General features: G+C 55.2%; 18 protein-coding genes and 4 pseudogenes. 11 read left to right on the top strand and 11 right to left on the bottom strand.

Translation table 11 applies throughout. The annotated features are described in order from the left end of the window. Positions 1–62: 62 nt before the first annotated feature. The 3 genes from P1N55_RS19300 to P1N55_RS19290 form a co-directional block, all read right to left on the bottom strand. The gene (locus P1N55_RS19300; RefSeq protein WP_276278777.1) at positions 63–2021 is read right to left on the bottom strand and encodes a hypothetical protein; all 1959 of its coding nucleotides are present in this window, start codon (positions 2019–2021) and stop codon (positions 63–65) included. Continuing rightward, complete coding sequence (locus P1N55_RS19295) at positions 2021–3190, bottom strand: hypothetical protein (RefSeq protein WP_276278776.1); 1170 nt, start codon at positions 3188–3190, stop codon at positions 2021–2023. The genes P1N55_RS19300 and P1N55_RS19295 overlap by 1 nt, the downstream gene beginning before the upstream one ends. A 423-nt stretch (positions 3191–3613) precedes the next feature. After that, entirely contained in the window at positions 3614–3820 is a 207-nt protein-coding gene (locus P1N55_RS19290) for a hypothetical protein (protein ID WP_276278775.1), read from the bottom strand. 805 nt (positions 3821–4625) lie between these two features. Here P1N55_RS19290 and P1N55_RS19285 point away from each other — a divergent pair. The 6 genes and pseudogenes from P1N55_RS19285 to P1N55_RS19260 form a co-directional block, all read left to right on the top strand. Continuing rightward, a pseudogene (locus P1N55_RS19285) lies at positions 4626–5054 on the top strand (hypothetical protein); the annotation flags it as partial. Positions 5055–5249: 195 nt separating this feature from the next. Further along, a pseudogene (locus tag P1N55_RS19280) lies at positions 5250–5794 on the top strand (hypothetical protein). A gap of 73 nt (positions 5795–5867) precedes the next feature. Further along, positions 5868–6158 (top strand): hypothetical protein, encoded by a 291-nt coding sequence (locus P1N55_RS19275; protein ID WP_276278774.1) that lies wholly within the window; start codon positions 5868–5870, stop codon positions 6156–6158. Continuing rightward, the gene (locus P1N55_RS19270; protein WP_204749963.1) at positions 6158–6493 is read left to right on the top strand and encodes a DUF7558 family protein; all 336 of its coding nucleotides are present in this window, start codon (positions 6158–6160) and stop codon (positions 6491–6493) included. The genes P1N55_RS19275 and P1N55_RS19270 overlap by 1 nt, the downstream gene beginning before the upstream one ends. A 49-nt stretch (positions 6494–6542) precedes the next feature. Continuing rightward, a complete protein-coding gene (locus tag P1N55_RS19265) occupies positions 6543–7142 on the top strand; it encodes a DUF7437 domain-containing protein (protein ID WP_276278858.1) in 600 nt (199 codons plus the stop codon). Continuing rightward, entirely contained in the window at positions 7139–7648 is a 510-nt protein-coding gene (locus tag P1N55_RS19260) for a hypothetical protein (RefSeq protein WP_276278857.1), read from the top strand. Before P1N55_RS19265 ends, P1N55_RS19260 begins: the two co-directional genes overlap by 4 nt. A gap of 2 nt (positions 7649–7650) precedes the next feature. Here the strand turns inward: P1N55_RS19260 and P1N55_RS19255 are convergent, their stop codons facing one another. Continuing rightward, positions 7651–7911 (bottom strand): MarR family transcriptional regulator, encoded by a 261-nt coding sequence (locus tag P1N55_RS19255; RefSeq protein ID WP_276278856.1) that lies wholly within the window; start codon positions 7909–7911, stop codon positions 7651–7653. A 121-nt stretch (positions 7912–8032) separates the two neighbouring features. Here P1N55_RS19255 and P1N55_RS19250 point away from each other — a divergent pair, with 121 nt between their 5' ends. Together P1N55_RS19250 and P1N55_RS19245 are read left to right on the top strand one after the other, a co-directional pair. Next, the gene (locus tag P1N55_RS19250) at positions 8033–8293 is read left to right on the top strand and encodes a HalOD1 output domain-containing protein (RefSeq protein WP_276278855.1); all 261 of its coding nucleotides are present in this window, start codon (positions 8033–8035) and stop codon (positions 8291–8293) included. Positions 8294–8443: 150 nt separating this feature from the next. Beyond that, on the top strand, positions 8444–9649 hold the full coding sequence (locus tag P1N55_RS19245; protein ID WP_276278854.1) for a sensor histidine kinase: 1206 nt from the start codon (positions 8444–8446) through the stop codon (positions 9647–9649). A gap of 216 nt (positions 9650–9865) precedes the next feature. Here the strand turns inward: P1N55_RS19245 and P1N55_RS19240 are convergent, their stop codons facing one another. The 4 genes from P1N55_RS19240 to P1N55_RS19225 all read right to left on the bottom strand — a co-directional run bounded on the left by P1N55_RS19240 (position 9866) and on the right by P1N55_RS19225 (position 13480). Next, positions 9866–10936 (bottom strand): sensor histidine kinase, encoded by a 1071-nt coding sequence (locus P1N55_RS19240; protein ID WP_276278853.1) that lies wholly within the window; start codon positions 10934–10936, stop codon positions 9866–9868. Positions 10937–11162: 226 nt separating this feature from the next. Further along, positions 11163–11945: a winged helix-turn-helix domain-containing protein gene (locus P1N55_RS19235; protein WP_276278852.1), complete on the bottom strand. Its 783-nt coding sequence runs from the start codon at positions 11943–11945 to the stop codon at positions 11163–11165. Then, complete coding sequence (locus P1N55_RS19230; RefSeq protein WP_276278851.1) at positions 11942–12145, bottom strand: hypothetical protein; 204 nt, start codon at positions 12143–12145, stop codon at positions 11942–11944. The genes P1N55_RS19235 and P1N55_RS19230 overlap by 4 nt, the downstream gene beginning before the upstream one ends. An 840-nt stretch (positions 12146–12985) precedes the next feature. Beyond that, the gene (locus tag P1N55_RS19225; protein ID WP_276278850.1) at positions 12986–13480 is read right to left on the bottom strand and encodes a redoxin domain-containing protein; all 495 of its coding nucleotides are present in this window, start codon (positions 13478–13480) and stop codon (positions 12986–12988) included. A 725-nt stretch (positions 13481–14205) separates the two neighbouring features. Here P1N55_RS19225 and P1N55_RS19220 point away from each other — a divergent pair. After that, positions 14206–15072, top strand: a complete 867-nt coding sequence (locus P1N55_RS19220; protein WP_276278849.1) for a DNA-binding protein — start codon at positions 14206–14208, stop codon at positions 15070–15072. A 123-nt stretch (positions 15073–15195) separates the two neighbouring features. Here P1N55_RS19220 and P1N55_RS19215 read toward each other — a convergent pair whose 3' ends face one another. From P1N55_RS19215 to P1N55_RS20070, 3 genes and pseudogenes are all read right to left on the bottom strand, one after another. Beyond that, positions 15196–15732 carry a potassium channel family protein gene (locus P1N55_RS19215; RefSeq protein ID WP_276278848.1) on the bottom strand — a complete coding sequence of 179 codons (537 nt, stop codon included), beginning with the start codon at positions 15730–15732 and terminating at the stop codon, positions 15196–15198. 117 nt (positions 15733–15849) lie between these two features. Then, positions 15850–15966 (bottom strand): annotated as a pseudogene (locus tag P1N55_RS20075) (pentapeptide repeat-containing protein); the annotation flags it as partial. Positions 15967–15992: 26 nt separating this feature from the next. Beyond that, positions 15993–16331: pseudogene (locus P1N55_RS20070) on the bottom strand (pentapeptide repeat-containing protein); the annotation flags it as partial. 179 nt (positions 16332–16510) lie between these two features. Between P1N55_RS20070 and P1N55_RS19205 the strand changes: the two are divergent. Both P1N55_RS19205 and P1N55_RS19200 read left to right on the top strand, forming a co-directional pair. Beyond that, complete coding sequence (locus P1N55_RS19205; protein WP_276278846.1) at positions 16511–17935, top strand: hypothetical protein; 1425 nt, start codon at positions 16511–16513, stop codon at positions 17933–17935. Positions 17936–17991: 56 nt separating this feature from the next. After that, a complete protein-coding gene (locus P1N55_RS19200; protein ID WP_276278845.1) occupies positions 17992–18552 on the top strand; it encodes a hypothetical protein in 561 nt (186 codons plus the stop codon). The last annotated feature ends 215 nt before the right edge of the window (positions 18553–18767 follow it).

Below are 18767 nucleotides of genomic sequence, written 5' to 3'. Positions count from 1 at the left end.
TGGCGACTCTGCTGAATAGAGAGAGCGTATCGACCATCACGTTGAATCGCTAAATAAAGAAACTAATCCGAGTCCTCAGAGTTTAAATGCAGAAGTACGCCGTCAAGCTCCTCGCTTTGTATGAATCCGCGAATCCGGATATCAATTTGTACGTAGTCGTGAGGTGCTTCGAGGTATGGAATTGATTCTAAGGGTTTATTCGGCATATCCTTTACCTCTGCTTCTTCTCCAGGAGTGGCTTCCACGTCCAGTACTTTGCCATCCTTGTTTGCGTACTCTACACCACGGCTTTCATTCTCTAGTAGCAGGAGTGCGGTGTAAGTGTCCGTTGATTCAGTGAGCACAGGTATGTCGAGAAATGAGTGGTGGGCGTTGGGGAAATCTGCTCCGTGTGTGAACCTTTCGTCTTCTAAAAGCTTCATCCGATGTTGACCAGGGTTTAGAAGAATTAGTGCAGGATCTCGCTTATTGACTTGGTCTTCTATTTCGTCAATCAGCTCATCGATGCTGTCAACGTTGTATTCTTCTAAGTTTAGACCTCTCAGAACGTATTCATTGTAATTATCGAAGACGCCACGGAAGTTGGATGTAGTCGGTGCAGCTACTCCTTCTTGCTGTACAAATACTCGTTTCTCAGGGTGGAGTTCTGCTAATCTGATTCCGTCTGTATCGGGTGGGAACGGCTTCTGCTGAAGCAATCCGATTTCTTTGAGTCCCTGTCTTAGTATAGCGGTGTTGTCGAAATCCTCGTTTATGTTTTCTTTTACAGATTTGATGTATTCCGGTTCAATCGGCTGATTACGTACCCACATTAACTGCTGTTTCTCTGCGTGTGAGTGGGCTTGATCAAGGATTTTAGAAAGATTCTCCACCCGCTTATTGAGGTCTACGTCATCGTCTAACAGGAAGTCGAGCGGGTAGTCGTCTTTAAATTCTTGAACTTGGTCGTGGAGACTGTTGAGTTCTATACGATGTTGTCTTTCGGCTGGAATAGGCAGTTCTTCTGGCGTTGAGTTCAAGAACCGTTCTTGGGTATCTTGATCGAACAAATGGAGTGAGAGGGCGAGGTAGAATTTGGTGAGCCAGGTATTGGCACCCATAGAAGCAAAACTGGAGCCAATCGCATTTTCGAGTTGTCTGGTGGTCTCCCAGTTTTCCCAGTAGAGATCCGCAAGTGGCTTGGACTTGATATGGAAGTAAATCTTTGAGAGGTCTTTGATGGATGAGAAATTCTGTTCTGCGTAATCCTGATACAGGGTTTGAATGAAGGATTTGTTGGAGTAGACGTCTTCTATGTAGAGTTTGTATGCCCAGGAATATGCCGCGAATTTCTGGATTTCAATCCGTTTTCTGAAACTGTCGGCGAGTTCCTGCTTCTGTAGCAGATCGTTCTCGTCTTCAGGGATGCCTGTATGGTAGGTCGCTCTCTCGAAAGCCCGTATCTCGTTCAGATTGTGGTGAAGCCTTTTGATTGAGTCTTCACACTCGTATTCAATTGCGCACTTCCAAAGATCACGGTAGGACTCAAGAAAGGTTTCAACAATTTCTTTACTCTCTGCTAGTCGTTCTACGTCGTCAGCATCTCGGAAGCTCTGTGTTATTCCGATTCGTTGTGCTGCGTATCTTTCAAAGATTTTCTCAGTTGCGTCATCGAATCCTGGTTTAGGGTATGACTTTTCGTAGCATTGTTTGAGAGCTGTCAGTAGTTGTTGATAGGCTACTAGATCGTTTGATTTACTTGCATAATTGGCTTCGACTGAGATCGAACCAATTACGTTCTCTCTCAGGTCTTCATCAGCGTCGTCATCCAGGATCTGTTTGTATAGTCGGACGTATCGGCGTTTACAGAACTTATAGTCCGATCTGAATTGTCCTTCTGAAACCTGTTCCTTGTTAATCAGCTCGTGGATTAATTCATTGAGATTAAGAAGATTGTCAGAGAGTTGGTTCCCTTTCCCTTCTTGGATAGAGATCTCTGCTTTCTCGAAGAAGTGTTCAAGATAGTCTTCGTAATTCGGCATCAGTTTCCTCCCCGTGTCTTGAGTCCTCGGCGTAGGTGTGTCCGGATTTGATCCAGTTTGTCTTCAGAGATATCTCCGTCCAGGGTAAGAACAGTGGTATCTTCAGCCAGTGTCATATCCATGGTCGGGTTTTGATCGATACTGGCGGTGTTTTCTTCGCGGACGATGTCTGAGATTTTGTTCATTCTGTGCAGGTTGATGTCGGTGACTGTCCCTGTCTTATCGATATCTCTAGAGGTAACGGTGGTTTGATCTAATCCGAAGTCAGGGAGACGCATCGACAAAGGATTAAATCCGGGTACAGACTCCGCAAGAACCTGATTCGGGGTTGAAGAGGTTCTAATGATGTCCTTCTCTAAATCTTGTTTTGCGAAGCTTTTGACTTTCTCGTCTAAATCGGTGTAGAACAAGAGATCTAATGCGTCTAGGAATCGGTTCGCCACGGTAGTTATTGATGCGGTGAATAGTACTGCAGTGGTGTAGATTGCCAGATACCCCGCTGGTTCAGAAGAGGGTTGTGTGAATACGATGAATCCTATTACCAGATTAGAGCCGAAGACGAAGGTAACCGTCCAGATCGATCCGATGTCCTCGACGAATAGTCTTGTGAGTTCATCCTTGAGTGAGTTTGCGTGGATTTCCTCCCAGACGAAGGTTAGGGCAACGAAGCTGAAGCCGATAATAACTGCGTGTACCTGCCATGTTGTCCCAAGCACGCTACCTGGAACTGATATATCGAATGGAAGTTGTTCTTGGTACGTTGAATGAAGGGAGCCGAGGATAATCCCTACAAAAGAGGCCCCCGCGATAACCAATGACCCTTTCAGTAGTTCTACAGTCCGACGTCTACGGGACTTGAACACGCTGAGAAGTGGTATAATACCGAAATGATTGTATTTTCTGTAGAGGGTTTTTAGTCGCAGTGACCAAGGTGATATGAAGATCCCACGGTACCAGAGTCTCGATAATACAAGAATGGTGACAGAGGTAACGGCAATTAGGATTATCTGCCAATCCACGGCGAAAACCTGATTTAGTGCGATAAGGAGCGCAGAGATGAATCCAGTGAGGATGATGAGTCTGATTAGAGATGATCTTGATGACCGCAGACTTGAGATAGCGGTTCGTCTTCGTGTAGCCATTCTACTTAGAGTGGCATTTTCACTCATCAGTTAAAGAATGGCTGTTTGTTGGTTCACAGTTAGTTACTAAAAATCGGTGAGTCCGACCTGGTCCGACTCTTCCTCCCAGGGAGCAGGGCTTGGTTGAGTGAGATTGGCGGGCGGTTTCTCAGTTGGCCTTGGGAGAAGATCTCGACCGCGCACCTCCCTATCGTTCACTTGGCGTTTCTGCCCGGGGAGCTTGTTAACAGGGCAGTATAGCTGGCCGTCTGCCCCCCAGAAGCAGTCTTCAGGTTTCGAGACCGGAGAGTCCCGGCCGTTGCTGGATTTCAGTCCGTGTTTTAGAAGTGTGCTGGCTGTTCCTTTTGCTGCGCCTCCAAGAATTGTACCGGCGATGTGTTCTACTCCAGTCATACTGTGTGTTTATCAATGGCACTGGAAGTGCTTTCCGCCGATTGAGAACAGACTAGTTTATTCGTCTTTGAGGCCGTCGACAATCTTGTCACGCATTTCTGTGGAGCGTGTAGGTGCGTCCGGATACTTGGTTCGGTAGTCTTCGACGTCGTCGATTTCGCCGGTGCAGTTCTGGCTTTGTAGGTGGCCTTTCTCGATGGTTTCGAGTTCATCTCCGCATTCTCGGCATTTGATCGGAGCTGGAGCGTAGATTGTGTTCGTCATGGTTCATAGTTGGTGTGGTGGTTACCAATTGATTTCGGTGGCCATTCCTCCGAGTACGCAGTCGCAGCTGGGACAGACTACGAGACCTACTTCTCCGTATTCGTCATTTCGGTAAGGATCAATCCATTCTGCGCTTGATTCCTCTGTGGGTCCGCACATCGAATTAACGGCTAATTCTTCACCAACGATGCAAACAAACATCGGCAGCTTTCTGTATCTATCCCTATACTTAGCAAGCCGGTTGTGTAAGGCCAGCAGCTTTCCGGTAGAGCCGGTCATCTCAGAACATCGAAAATTATGCCGCGGACTAGAATCAAGTTCTTCTGAACTCCCGTCGACCAATTTTCAGCAGCTAACACAAACGGAATCGAGGGAATTAGGAATATTTCGCGAGTCGAAGTACCGAGCCGGAGGACTCGAGAGACAAACAACAGGTGAAGCAGCGGTTCTCGGATATCCAGATACGTCCGATATCACCTTCGTTACCCCGGCGTCGAGCAATTTTTGATGTTAAAGTATCATCTCGGAACTCGTCGAGGTACTTTCTACGCTCTCAAATCAGCCCGACGAGGTTCTCCTTTGATTTGAAGGCGTCATAATGTCTTGCATATCGCGGTTTTCGTCCAAAGAAAGAGGCGATATGCAGTGTGCGAAGCCCGCCGGCTCTCTCAGGCCGAGGGGCCATCACAGGGGTAGCGGAACTACAGAAGTATCAGATGTAGCGCATAGGTTGACGGGGTGCGTTTCGGTGGTGTCTGTCGCCCCCGCGAAAGGGTGGCGGGGCGCATCACGTGCCCGATAGACGATGGCTTCGGAACGACGCAGCAAGACACGAGCAGCGGATCACGCAGGAACTACCACCGACGGTGAGGCGCCGTGGGCGGACCTCGAGATGACGGTTCCGACCGACCGGGATCACGCATCGGTCGTCGCCCTCGTGGAATGTGCTCTCGTCGAGATCACGCACGAGGCCGTGGGCGCGGTTTTCGTCGCCCACCAGGTCGGGAGGTCGACGCGGACGCAGTACGTGGCCGCCGACGACGTCGGCGAGCAGTTCCAGAAGCGGCACTTCGACGACCGGCTGGGCTGGCACGAGACCACCGTCCCTCGACGAGCCGTTCGCGACGAACTCATCACCCAGCTCACGCGGTCGCCCTCGACGCCGGCGGAGCGGTCAGGTGAGAGAGCAGCCAGCGAGACAGACACCTTCGTCGTGAAGCCAGTTCGAGAGCTTCCGAACGCCGTAGCGGTTAGACTTAACCAACATTCTCGGCTGGAACCGACACAGTGTTGGTTAACGCTGGGGTTGGATCCACTCCCTTGCCCCCACCCTCCGCCCGACTCCTCGAGTGAGTGCATCCTGGCGGCCGGTCGGCTCGAACGGCGGTCGCGACGGGTTTTATCGGGGCACTGTTCGTCGAGTGCGAGTATGGTCGTCGTCGAGGAGGTCACCAAACTGAGCGAGCGCCGTACCCAAACCTCGTCCGAGGTATTTCCGGACGATGCGCTGGCGTCGATTCGGTCGGCCGTCGAGGCCGTCCCAGCAAGCGTCTTCGACGGCTCGACGAAGCACACAGAGGTCGGCGGCTTCGATGCCGCGATCGCCGACAAGCTCTCGCAGTACGAGTACGAAGGGGACGCCGCCGGCGGTTACAACCCGAACTGCAAGCCTGGTCGCATCAGGGGTTTAACTACAGCGTCGACCTCTACGACGCCGACGACCGCATCGCCATCGAGGTCGAGAAGAGCGAGCGGAAGAACGTCAGCGACGACCTCCTCAAGTTCCAGAAGGGGTACCGCACCCAGAAGGACGGCCGGCCGAAGATCGAGTTCGGCTGTCTGGTGGTGCCGGTGAACTATCTCGGCCGGCATAACCTGTACCAGCACAGCCTGACCAAGCTCGACTTCATGAAGGGCGTCTTGTTCATCGACGACGTCGCCGTCATCGGCTATCGCGACCCGCGACCGGACTGACGCTGTCACTCCCGACTGTTTGTCGGCGCCGGGAGGCGTGCAGCGCACAATAGTGTGCGCTGCGTGAATCACCATGCCTGGTCCCGATCCGCACGACGACACGAGTCGCGACTACGAACGGTTTGAGAAGGAACAGCTCGCCCAGGACCGCGACGCCGCCGGCGTCGACACGGCGGACGTCGACGACACGACGGCCCAACGCCTGGTCAGCGACCTCGTCGACGCGGACGTCGTCACTCCGGTTCCCGAGGACCAAGTTCTGGTTCACGAGCCGAGCGGCACCGCGTTCGACTCATCGACGCAGCTGGCCGTCTTCCACCGTGGCTGGACGGCTGGCCGCGACGCCGACACGGAGGGCGAGTGATGCAGCAGACCCTCGTCGGCTGTGCGTTTTGCGACGCCCCGCCCGGTACCGAGACTGGCGAGGCGCATACTTGGGGGCAGGACGAACGGGTCACCCACCCGATCTGCGTCGACTGCGCGATTCAGACGGAGCCGAATCCCGACGAGCGCGATCACGTTGCCTGTGACGGTTGTGGACTGGTCGTCGACACGCTCGCGGCGCTCACGCGATTCCGGGTCGAACTCGGCCATCTGGAAGGCCCGTTACAGTTGTGCGCCCGCTGTAGCCCGGGCGGCCTCGCGACGTACTGGACGCGCGACCTCGAAGAGCATCTCGTCGCGACGCCGGCAGAGTGACCCAAACACTCTTTACTGTTTCGCTGTAAACTGTAATCAAGAACGACCCGTGTCACGCACCTCAAATCGCGCCGACGGCGACATCGTCCAGGACTTCCTCTCGGTCGCGGATCTCCTCGAAGAGCCACAGCTGGCTCAGCTGTACGCGTACCTCGCTCGGGAGGGCGAGGCGACCGTCCAAGACGTAATGGACGACCTCGAGCTCGCCCAGGGGACCGCCTACAGCTACGTGAACCGGCTCGTCGACGCCGGCGTCGTCGACGTCACCGACGACGAGCAGCCACGCCGGTACGCCGCCCGGGAGATCGACCTGACCGTGACGACGGCCGCCGGTGACCGCGAGTACACGATCACGCCGGCGCTCATCGACGCCGTCGGCCGCCGCGAGACGGACGCCGACATCGACACCTACATCGACCGCCACGGCGTCGCCGGCCTCGCGACCGCGCTCACCTACGCGGTCGCCCGCGAGCGCGGCGAGGTGACCCACCGGCTGATGGCCGAGGACCTCGACATTTCGCCGCTGGCCGCGGAGATGATTCTGCAGGCGCTGCGGCCTGTCGTCCACGAGCACTACGACATCGAGGTGACAGGGGCAGGACTCGACGAGTTGGACATCGACGGCGGCGACGGCGCTGACGACGCGTGAGCCGGCTCCACATCGCCGACACCGGCCTGTTCGTCGCGATGGGGCAGCCGTCGAACAGTCGGTACCAGGCCGTTCGGCGGTTCGCTCGCCGGAACGACGTCACCTTCGTCCTTCCCGAACGGGTGTACGAGGAGCTAACCATCGACGACCCCGATGTGGAGGAAGTGCCGATTGACACCGCGATCGACGAGGGGTGGGCAACGGTAGCGGTGCCGCTCGATTTCTCCGAACCCATCGTCTCGCGGACGATGGATGGCGTCCAACGGTATATCGCGAACGCCGACAACCGCCCTGCCGACGAGGTTGAACGGGCGGACCCAGCCCTCGCGGCTCTGGCTGCCCAGCACCTCAGTACGGGGACGGCGACCGAAGTGTACATCTACACAACGGATATCGCGGCCGGGGAAGGAGCCGAAACGGTGCTTGCCAGTGAGGGCTACGGGGATTCAGTGACGTTCGTGAACGGATTCCGGTTCATCGAGGATCTGGTCGCCGGAGACGGCTGACGCTACTGGGGGTCTAGATCACGAGCGTCGATCTCACCGGCGAGATACGCTTTTCCTTGGCGAGTGATGTCGTAAACGCCGTTGCCCAGGTGGACGACGAGGCCATATTCGACCAGCGTCTTGCAGCGGGCGTTGATGTGTTGGCGGGAAAAGCGCACGCGATCGCTGTCCGCCATTTCCTTCGGGGTGTCAGGGCCGTCCTCAGAGAGATGCTCCAGAATGCGGTCATCAGCGCGAGACATCCAGTCGGCGTCAAAGCGCATAATCGCTTCTGGTTGCGCCGACGCTATCCCAAACGCGCTAAGTCAACTGGCAAAGCGTTACGCTTCTGTGGTTGACTCCCAACGTTTTATACGCCTGCAACCCATTAGCCCGAGCGTTCAGATGCATTCCCCGTCCACCGCCAGTTCGGATAGATCGAGTGACCTCCTCGTAGAGATTATCGAGACGCTAGAGACGTGCGGGCTCGAGGACGACGAGTATCAGCTCCACGATTACGTGGATCCGGATGCGCTTGAACAGCTGATTGCCTCCGCCGATGAGGAGATCGTGGTTCAGTTCAATGTCGAGGGGATTCCCCTCGACGTCTCACCGGACGGTGTGGACGTCATCGTCGAGGACGAGTCTGACTCGGTCGACGAATAACGACTGAAGCTGTGGCGATATCGATTGAACTCGAAATCCCTCGGCAGCCTCGGTATTGCTTGGTTCGGTATCCACAGCTCTCATGTGTGCATTCTCTCCAATACTTGTGTCACCGTGGCGAACTAAGTACTCCTAATTTGATATTGAAGTATGGTCTCAGACGGACGGACCAGTTCAAACACCCAAACCCCCCACTCGGGGCTGCCGAGGAGTCAGTTTTCACGCCGAGAGTGGCTCGCCCGTAAGCTGCTGAAAGAGTTCGTATCCGGCTATGGATTGATACCAGGCCAGCCACCGATCGTCATATACGTTCTTGCGTTTAGTTTCGCCGTGCTCGCAGTAATCCAGTTCCCAATCGGAAGTGCACCCCGCATCGAGATCTTCCAAACGGCCGTTCCTGGGGCAGCAGCAGTCTTCCTCGCCGTCTGTGGCTACTGGGTGTCACTAGCGGCTCGCCCGGCACAGAAACAGGCCGCTGGCGTGCTGATGGGTGTTCTGTTAATGGCGGTCGCAACCGGGACCGTCGCGATGGTGTTAGTGCTGGAAGCTGGAGAATTGCGGGGCACCTTCGATTGGCTGTTCGGGTTCACTGCAGCGATGAGTGCCGGGGCCATCGTTGGCGTCCCAATCGGCTTCGGCTTCGATTCGCTGGCAGCCTACCAGCAATCTCTCGAGGCAGAACATCGACAGACACGGCAGCTCAACCAGCAGCTTCGGGTCCTCAATCGAGTGATGCGGCACAACGTCCGCAACGAGTTGACCGTCGCACTGGGCGGCCTCCAATTCATCGAACCGGATCTCGAGACCGATCAGAGTCGCGACTGGTACCGGCGAGCAATACGGTCGCTTGAACGGCTTCATACACACACGGAGAAACTCATTCGCCTCGATTCGGAGGGTCTGTTCGGCGTCGCAACAACGACCGTGGACATTGCGGCCTTCACGCGGGTATACCTCGCTGGTGATGCTGTCGGCCCGCCGGGAGACCATGTCACCATCGATGCCCCGGAGACGGCTCGCGTGGCAGCGCATCCACTCATTGGGTCGGCCGTCGCCGAAGCACTCCACAACGCGTGGATCCACGCCGATACGCCCAATATCACGGTGGATATCAGCGTACAGTCGTCGACCGACCAGGTCACCGTTGAGGTCGCCGACACCGGCCCCGGGATTCCCGCCATAGAGCTCAGAGCCCTCGATCGGGCTGACGAGGCCCCGCTGGCTCACGGGCAAGGTGTCGGCCTCTGGTTCATCAAGTGGGTGGTCGATGCCTCAGACGGTACGCTGTCCTTCGATTCGAACGAACCTCGCGGGACGATCGTCCGGATGCAACTCCCACATGCAGAACCTACCTGAGACAGGGCACGTGACTCGAGAGTGTCCTGACGGTGTTCAGACGTCTGAATTTGGAGGTGTCGTAGGTCGATGTATGGTGGTCGGCTGGGCCTATCAGCGGTAGTGTTGCGGTTGCGCTATCAGTTCAATCAATTCCACGGACTCCAGCGATTGCGTCGGGTCGGCTGGACGGACTCGAATCGCGTCCACCTTGGTCGCTATGCACTACACTCCTTGCTAGTGCAAGGATTCGACACCAGTCACCTTAATCCGGGCTCCGCCATCGGCACCATCGGCAACCGAAAGGTTCCACCCGTGAGAGCGAGCAATCTCGGCGACGATACCGAGTCCGAATCCGGTACTCTCGTTCGCAGTCGTGAACCCGCTTTCGAATACGTCATCGCGAATCTCCGGGGGAATGCCTGGACCGTCATCCTCGACATAGAATCCGTCCTCAAGCTCGTCGACCGTCACCGTCACGGTGCTCCCGCCGTGTTCGACAGCATTTCGAAACAGATTCTCGAAGAGCCGCTGGAGTTGGTTGCGATCGGCAGCAACTGTGCCGTCGACATTTGAGACAAGGGTTGCCTCGTTCGTGTCCACAAGCATCCAACATTGTCCGACCAGTGTCTCCAGATCAACGGATTCGCGGTCGATGTCGGCTTGCTCGAACTGCGCTAACTCGAGGAGGTTCTCGATCAGGGCCTCCATCCGGTCGTGTGCGGTGGTGACCGCATCGAGATGTTCGGATTCTACATCGTCCTGTGCTAATTCAAGACGGCCCTGTGCGACGTTGAGGGGGTTGCGAAGATCGTGTGAGAGCATCGAGGCAAAGTCGTCAAGCCGCTCGTTTTGCTGTTGTAATTCGGCAGTCTTCTCCCGTAAGCGACGCCGTTGAAGAATCGCCAGCCCGTAGTAATGGCCGTAGAGCAGCCCAAACAGCGCCCCACCCAACAACATCTCGGTGATGAGGACGAACGGATCCGCCATCGTGATCCCGAGCGTTTGCTGCCCCCAAATGATACTCGTCGCTGTCACGGCAAACAGGAGGGCCAACAGCAAACTACCCAGGGCACCCGTGATGAGTAGGGTGTCCCCTGATCGGCGGCTGCAGCATCGCAGGACGTACGAGACGAGGACCAGCGTCACGATGACCGGAAAGAGCGTTCCGATCCCGATGAAGAGCAACGACGACGAATTACTTGTCAATAGAGTATATAGTCCGACAATGGGACCGGCAGCTGCGAGCACACCGAGAATACCGACCCCAACCCATCTGGGCCAATCGATGAAATCGTCGAGATTCACACTGCTACCATCGAGTAATAGTAACCACAGATGTATAAAAGACATAGTATATGTTATTTAATTGGTGCTTCTATTATACACATCCGATATCTCGACGCAGATCTCGACGTAGAGGCGGGTTATATCTATGGAGCCAGTTCCCATAGGTAAGCGGTTGGAATCCCGGGTTAGTGAGGGACGAGCGGGTTTCGCTTGGCTCGTCTATGTAAAACCGCTCGTATCTTCCTTATCCAATCCCCAGGACCATCGCTACAAGAGCGACCAGAAATAGACCAGCGACGACTGTCGCTTCGAACCACGAAAACGCAGACGATGCAGCTAACCCCGCCTGAAGGTCACTTGCAGCACCAACGAGTGCGCCTCCGATGAGCACGAGCACAAAGAGGCCAGCCACGAGGCGAATATCGATCTGACCACGGTGGCTGGATGTTGCAGCGTCGTTTTCTTTCCATGTCCGGAGTGATTCTCCAGTCAACCGCCAATAGACGACGTGTTCAGTAACAATCGTCGCAAGCTGTGTTCCACCGCCGACGAACCACGCTGCTCCGCCACCTGCTGCAACTCCGTAGCCCCACACGAGCAGCACGTTCGCAAAGGGGTCAACCGGCGTTGCCGCGAGTGCTGTGCTCAAACTCGTGAAGATGAGGGCAAACCCGGTGAGGAGGATATACATTCCCAATCGGCGGGTCATTGCAAACTGGTCTCGGATTAGGTCAAAGGCGTGAACAAGGCGTTCGATTTCAGGCGGAACTACGTCTCGCCGTTCACCTTGATGCAGGTCCCAAACCAGAACGTTCCCGATTTTCTGTGATTGGACTCGGTTCTCGAGTTCGAGCTCGTCTAATCGGTTCTCGACGCCCTGTCGCGACATATCTACTGCATCGGCGATATCCTGTGTTCCCATCGCGATCCGGTCATTCTCACGGAGGACGTTCAGAATCTGCTCGTCTGGAATCTCCTTCCGGTCAGTCGTCGAGACGAGGTCGACGAGAAGTGAGCGTAGTGTCATACAACCTCCGAGATGACGGTACCGGCTGCAGCTGCTGCGGCCGTTACGAGAACAACGACACCAACGAGGACGTAGACGATCCCCCAAAAGCTGAGATCAATCAGTCCCGTCGTCCCCAGCGCGCTTCCGAACAGGAGGAAAATGAATCCCCCGCACACCAGCGCGATAGCGCCCTCTGCGGCATCAAGCAGGTCACTCATCTGTACTTCACCCCGTTCCGGTTCGAGTACGTTAGTCCCATCGTTCAGTAACACGTTACATTCCGGGGGTACAAAGGTCATATCGACCGTTTTTGTGATTTTACGCTCTGAGTAGGACTGGGGATAGACAAAGTGGCTCTTCGCCACTGCAAACACCGTGTTGGTCCAGAGCAAATCGCACGAAGGCAGCGTGATAGACGGTTCACCTCTCATCGATGAAAGCCCTCGGCCGCTTGACGTCCCGCGACCACGCGAGACTGCGTCTCGCTGGCCCTCATTCGTTTCGCTGATAAGAACGCCGCTGCGTACCTCGTGGCTGCGGTGCTTGCGGGGTCGGGGACGACCGAGGCGGCCTCGCCCTTTCTGAGTCCACCAGGACGGTAGCTGGAACGCTGGTATCGCAGCCGGCTGGACAGGTGTATCTACTGGCCGCCTCGCTCACCGCTGCCCGCTTTAGCGTCGCTCAGCAGGCTGCTTTGGCCCAAATCACACCCAACAGGAACTGGCATCTCACTCTCAGGTTATGTTAACCTCAATATATGTATTACCATCATCAATATATAAGTCAATGAATTCAATATGTGGTGTATTAAACATCCGAACCAGTTCGGCACCTACTGACGAGTCTTCGCGAAGTAGAAGTGTTACGCGATGTCCACCCCGTAGCCGACGACCATCAATCAGCGTCACCCCGTTAGATTCGGAAACACATTGTTTGAAATTCTTTACTCGTATCTTGTCAAATGAACTCAATCCAGGAATCCAATCACGTAAGGACATTAGTTGGGTGTTACAGTATACTCGTCGGGATTTTCTATTGGGGATGAAGTCTTTAGGTCATTATTCGACAGTCGATACCAAGTCGAGACTAATTTCATAGGCCTCATAGAGTGGCTCCATATCCCACTGATCCCAATTATCCTTGGCAATCCATCGATAGCGCACAGTACGGTCAGCATCAAGTAGAATAATCCCGCGTTTGTGTTTACGTTTACCCTCTGGGGACTGGGTGAGCATCCCGTATTGGTCATATACTTGCTTGTCCTCGTCAGTCAAGAGTGGATACGACAAGTTGTTTTGCCTGATGAACTGTTGATGGCTGTATGGTCCATCAGGTGAGACGCCGAGGACAGCGACATCATCGTTAAATGTCAAAATCTCCATATCATTCAGTTCGCACATCTGGTCTTCACACACCGGACTAAAGTCATAGACATAGAATACTAGCATCGTCGGCCGACCAGCAGCGAACTCTGACAGAGTGAATTCTCGCACTTCGTCGCCTTGTGTCCCTGTCAGCGTAAAATCGGGCGCAGTTGCCCCCGTCTCAATCATATCCATAATTAAGAGTCGAGTATCAAAATAGTTGTCACGAAACACCGCCCTGAATGCACATAGCCGGCCGGGAGCCTAAACCAGGAGCACGGTAGCACTTGTCGACGGGGACGATCTCTAAAAGCCCTCGGCCGCGCGATGTTCCGTGACCACGCGAGACTGCGTCTCGCTGGCCCTCATTCGCTTCGCTCACAAGGACGCCGCTGCGCGCCTCGTCCCTGTGGTGCTTGCGGGGTCGGGGGACGGCCGAGACGGCCTCGCCCTTTCTGAATCCGCCAGGAGTGTCGATGGCCCACCCAGCGACGTGATCGGCTGGGCAGGTGTCTACGTGACGGCACGCACCGCTCGCCGCATTCCGCCCTCCGCGTCGCTCGCGACCGACCATTCCGGGCGGGCTTCCGCTCCGGTGGGTGCGGTTCCTGCCGGGCTAAAATGCATGTGCCCTCGGCGCCAGCGGGTAAGCGCGAGGGGTTGCGCGGCGTGGCTGCTCACCCCCCACGCTTACTCCGCTGGCCGCTCGCTCCGGGCGGGTCGGCGCGCGGCGCTGGTTGGGGCCACCTGATACAGGCGCGCTCTCGCTCGCGCCCGGTAGGGCGCTCGCGAAGGCGCGAGCGAGAGCGCGCAGATGGTTCTGTCGGTCGTTGTCGTCGGAAAACCGCGATGTAGGAGCATCGCGGTGTCGGCGCGTGAGCGCCTTCGTCGGAAATCACCGGTGAGTGATTCCAATGTCTAGTAACAACGCTAGCGGAAAGGTCGTTTCGGTCGATGAACAGGCATTCGAGAACGCGGGCGGTCAGGCGGTCGATGAAGACGGCTTCCCGGTCGTCGACGAGACGCCGGAGTTCGAGGCCGCGGTCGAGCAGGAGACGCAGGCGAAGGTGGATGCGAACCACCCGGACGGGATCGCGGACACGAGCGAGGACCGGATTCACGGTGTCACCCTCGAACAGGAAGAGCGCATTCGGGCGCGGGAAGCCGAACTGGAGCGCATCAGTGCCCAGGCCGAGCTGGGAACGCAGGACGGTCGTGAGCAGCGCACGCGAGAGGTCGTCAGCGAGCAGTGTGGTCGTGACGAGCCGGCGCCGGCGGAGCGCACGGATCCCCGGGAGAAGCTGACGCAAGAGGAACTCGCGGCGGTCAACGAGCAGGCGATGCGGATCAGCGACGAGGTGAAGGGCGGCTGGTCGAGAGCGGTCGTCGCGAAGCAGTTGGCCGAGAAGGTGCAGCGCGGGCGGGACGTCACGAAGGCGGTGCTGGAGACCCTCGAGGAACTGAAGGCGGCGCCGGGGGCAATCGTGCCCATCGCGGACGTGCCGGACGTCCCGGTCGGTGAGGTGACGGTCGAAGGCACAGTTAGCCAGCTCTGGGATCCGAGTGACACGTCGATTTCTCAGGTTGGGTTGATCGAGGACGATAGCGGGAAAATCAAGTTCACCATCTGGAAGGCCTCTCGGAAAACGGTCGTGAACGAAGGTGAGACGGTCCGGTTCCGGGCTGTCAAGAAGAACTGGTACCAGGAGCGGTGCAGCATCGCCATCACGGGCTGGAGCAGGATCGAATTCCCAGAGCGCGGTCGGTGGTGGGAAGAGTAGGCGAGCGCGACGCCCTCTTTTTTTTGGTGTGTGCCGGACCGACCCTGACCCCGCCGCCCCACCCTCCGCTCCGTGCTCGCTCCTAACGTCGCTGCGCGCGCAGCCACAACCTCAATTAACGATTTACCACGTTACGCGCCGTCCCAACACGAATACCAATAGAGCCATCAGTAAAGCTCCAAGCAATGCTTCTGTACTAGCAATAAGCTGTGTCAGGCCTGTTGCTGGCTGATAGTCACCATATCCCAACGTAGTGAAGGTCACCACACTGAAATACAACAACTGTATCGGATCAGAGGTTACTACCTCCCCGCCCTGCCGAATACCACCGAAATGTGAGTATAGCGCCGCCGCCCCCGCAATTACGGCAAACGACCACCCGACCACGAACCACGGACTCTCCCCATACCGTGTGACCCACCGCGACAGCTCCGCCTTCACATATGACCGGAACTTACGCTTCCGGCGATACAGCACGCGGCGAGCATTCTTTTCATCAATGTAGTACTCCCGGGCCTGCTCCGGCTCAGAGTTGTCTCGATACAATTGTGACAACATCCGGTACTGCCAGGCCGCCCGTTCATAGGGATCCTCATTCGGGTCCCGGTGATCGTGCATCATGAGTTCCGCGTCGTCAACCCGTGGACGCTCATTGATCATGGACTGGACTAAGCCGCCACCCTCGTACCACGTTTGGCGACCGAAATCCGTGTCATCATCGATTCGAGCGTTCTGAAACGATGTGTGGTAGAGTGCCGCGCCCACGAAGTCAGCATCTCGAAGATCCGTGTTATCGAAGGTACACTCCTCAACGTTAGCCCGTTCGAAGTTCGCTCCTCGAAGATGTGCGCCATCGAACCGAGTGTCAGGTAGTCTTGCTTCTCGAAAGCTGATGCCTCGACATGTTGCCCCCTGAAATATGTTTGAAAGATATTTGCGTTGGAGAACCTGACCTGTTTCAGACCGGCGTTTGAGAAGTCGACATCCCAGAGATAGCAGCTGGAGAAAGAAACATCAGTTAGAATCGCACCCCGGAAATCTGCGTTGACGATCGTCTGGTCCGCAATAGTGACGTCGTCGACGCGAGTGTTTCGCAGGTAGAGGTCGTCGAGGCGACCACCTTGGTTCAGCGCTTCGCGGACTTCATCCGGTGGTTTGGACTCCACCTCGGCATGAAGGATGCAGCGGCCAGTGTCGTTCCATTCCGAACGCTGACAGATATAGTCCTCGTCGCTCTGGAGAAGATGGCGCGGAAACATCTTATGCAGCATGTTCCCCATCGTGTGATCGGGTTGGTGACCACAGATGCTCTCTTTAAGAGTCATAGAGACGGTATGTTCGGAATGTAATAAAATAGATGCGGCTCAATAAATATCATACAGATTCGCAGATATCTCAGGGATAGACATTTTTGAGTGGGCTATAAATTGGGATTTGAATGGATAGGTCTCGTCGACAGTTTCTGACTAAATCTGGTGCTATCATCGGAGGATCATATCTCCTCGGGACAGGTGTGGTTCAAGGAGCAGACTCTGAAAGCGATCTGCCAACACCCCAACCTCCAGATGGCGAGACTCTTGATATAGTATACTCAGAAGCATATGGCGAACTTGTGCTGTCATCCGAGCGTCGTTACTGGGCGTTTGAGATTGATGCCGGGTGGGACGAACCTTTGCTGATTGAGTACGAGGTCAACCCGAATGAGGGGTTCGATACGCCGGACGTCTTGATATTTGATGAGGACGATTTCGGGGAGTACAAGACGAAGGTCGGTCGGTTCCCGATTGTAGATGGACCGCTTCTAACGGATAATACGTACTCGCTGGGACCGTTAGGGCAGATCTCTCTGCCGACAAAAGCCCACCGCGAGAATATACATTTAGATAATATCCCAAAGTGGGGAGATAGACAGGTAGATTGGGGAGAAGGCTCTCCTCAAGTAGATATGTATGCTCTGGAGTGTTTAACCCGGGAATCGTCCAGTGAGTTGATGGAGTCACATGTGGTGGAGCCAGGTGACTACTTTGCTGTATTCGATTGGACAGATGATGTACTGGAATATACCTCAAAGGACAGGGTGTCGGTAGATGTCTCTGTTCGAGCGGTCAATCCTGCCTTAGAAAAGGTGGAGAACCAGGTACCCACGAAGATGGAGGAACTGTATACTGGACTCCCAGACGAAGAATCACCATTAGTGGAGGCAGGACGGGACTTGGCATCTGCCATCTGTGTCGAAGTCCCAGAGGAGTTCCACGGAAGTAATTTGGAAGAGTCCGTACCTGAAGCAGCTCAAGTTCTCTCCGGTCTCAAAATCGTCTTAGGTCTCGTCGAGGATCAGTTAGGGTACGATGCTTCGTTGGCGTACCAATTGACAACCCGAACAACGAGCTGGACACGGTGGAGTATGTCACTTCTTCCTGTAGTCAGTAGTCTCAGTCAATTAGTTGATGATGCATGTGCGGTAACCGAGGCAGATCCAGAAGAGGCAGTAAATGAGATTGAGAATATGTTGTTGAGTCTCGGAATCTTAATCGCTGACCTTCTTGCAACAGCGTTTGGCGTTACAGGTCGTGTGGCGTCTTTCCTTGTGGGTATGGCGCGAAAATACTTGCTCGGGTTCGTTGCTCGGACGCTAGGTTTGAAGGCTTACGTAGTGTTGCTCAAGGAGCTTCTCACACTGACTCGATCGGGCATCTCAGAAGTTTTAGCTGTGATTAAGCGGATCACCCGTGAAATCGGCGAAGAATACGAGTTCCTGGACGAAAACGAAGTAGAACGAGTCGAAGCGCTGGATGAAGAGGAACTCGAGTCTTCCAGCTTCGATTTCGATTTCTTCAGCCTTAGTCCAGAGTGTAGCCCATAGATTGACTCCTATAACTTGTACACCCCGTCAACCAGGCACCACAATATGAACGCGAAATGAGCGCTGAAAAACCGAACCACCTATTGATTTTAGGAGTGCGCCATCCCGATCGTCGTGTTCCGTCATTAGTTGATGAGAAAGTCGATGGAGATGTCGACCGAATTTTCCATGAATCACCAGAGGGAGACTCGTCGAAGATGAAATATTCTGCGTGGACCGTAGTGAAGAACCCGTTAGCAGTGATTTTCGGCATACTTCGGTTGGCTGCATTTGTCGTCGGCAATCTAGCTTTCGCAGCGAAGATGGTCGCTTCAGGAAAAGCCAATCAGCTCACGTTGAAGGGTGGCGGACGAACACAATGTCTTCAGGCTGCCAAACAGCTTTCCGATAAACACGAAGTGGAATGGGAAGCTGTAGACGTCTCTCTAATAGAACGGGCCAAGTTGGTCCCTCGGCACTTGACGTTGATGAGCTGGCTTGCAGTCATTTCTCCTGATCTCGGTGACACTGGCATTGAGCGGTTCGATTCCCTGGATGATTGCGACCTTAGGATCGGTTGCCTTCGCGACGACGATAGGGACGAGACTTGGCGATGTTCGTCGACCAATCAGGGATGAACGGATGTTTGAGAATATACACTCAGCCTGTGAGAAGCACGATAGTTCACAGGTTGTTCTGATTACCGGCGAGAACCATGTTCAGGGCGTCGCCTCGAATGCGGCGCATTGGAATGTAGACTACGATACGTTCTGGCTTTCCTCTACAGCCGATATTAAGGACTAATTGAAACAGGTACGCGCTACTCCGGAGAGTCTATTTACCCCTCAATGGG

Origin of the sequence: Haloarcula regularis (assembly GCF_029338315.1) — an archaeon.
Classification (GTDB): domain Archaea; phylum Halobacteriota; class Halobacteria; order Halobacteriales; family Haloarculaceae; genus Haloarcula; species Haloarcula regularis.
This window is presented reverse-complemented; position numbering and strand designations above follow the sequence as displayed.

Coding starts and splice junctions, on each gene's coding strand:
- P1N55_RS19270 (WP_204749963.1), top strand. CDS start 6,158: ATGCAGCAGACCCTCGTCGGCTGTGCGTTTTGCGACGCCCCGCCCGGT.
- P1N55_RS19250 (WP_276278855.1), top strand. CDS start 8,033: ATGCATTCCCCGTCCACCGCCAGTTCGGATAGATCGAGTGACCTCCTC.
- P1N55_RS19215 (WP_276278848.1), bottom strand. CDS start 15,732: ATGATCAATGAGCGTCCACGGGTTGACGACGCGGAACTCATGATGCAC.
- P1N55_RS19275 (WP_276278774.1), top strand. CDS start 5,868: ATGCCTGGTCCCGATCCGCACGACGACACGAGTCGCGACTACGAACGG.
- P1N55_RS19235 (WP_276278852.1), bottom strand. CDS start 11,945: ATGACACTACGCTCACTTCTCGTCGACCTCGTCTCGACGACTGACCGG.
- P1N55_RS19290 (WP_276278775.1), bottom strand. CDS start 3,820: ATGACGAACACAATCTACGCTCCAGCTCCGATCAAATGCCGAGAATGC.
- P1N55_RS19230 (WP_276278851.1), bottom strand. CDS start 12,145: ATGAGTGACCTGCTTGATGCCGCAGAGGGCGCTATCGCGCTGGTGTGC.
- P1N55_RS19225 (WP_276278850.1), bottom strand. CDS start 13,480: ATGATTGAGACGGGGGCAACTGCGCCCGATTTTACGCTGACAGGGACA.
- P1N55_RS19220 (WP_276278849.1), top strand. CDS start 14,206: ATGTCTAGTAACAACGCTAGCGGAAAGGTCGTTTCGGTCGATGAACAG.
- P1N55_RS19205 (WP_276278846.1), top strand. CDS start 16,511: ATGGATAGGTCTCGTCGACAGTTTCTGACTAAATCTGGTGCTATCATC.
- P1N55_RS19255 (WP_276278856.1), bottom strand. CDS start 7,911: ATGCGCTTTGACGCCGACTGGATGTCTCGCGCTGATGACCGCATTCTG.
- P1N55_RS19295 (WP_276278776.1), bottom strand. CDS start 3,190: ATGAGTGAAAATGCCACTCTAAGTAGAATGGCTACACGAAGACGAACC.
- P1N55_RS19300 (WP_276278777.1), bottom strand. CDS start 2,021: ATGCCGAATTACGAAGACTATCTTGAACACTTCTTCGAGAAAGCAGAG.
- P1N55_RS19200 (WP_276278845.1), top strand. CDS start 17,992: ATGAGCGCTGAAAAACCGAACCACCTATTGATTTTAGGAGTGCGCCAT.
- P1N55_RS19245 (WP_276278854.1), top strand. CDS start 8,444: ATGGTCTCAGACGGACGGACCAGTTCAAACACCCAAACCCCCCACTCG.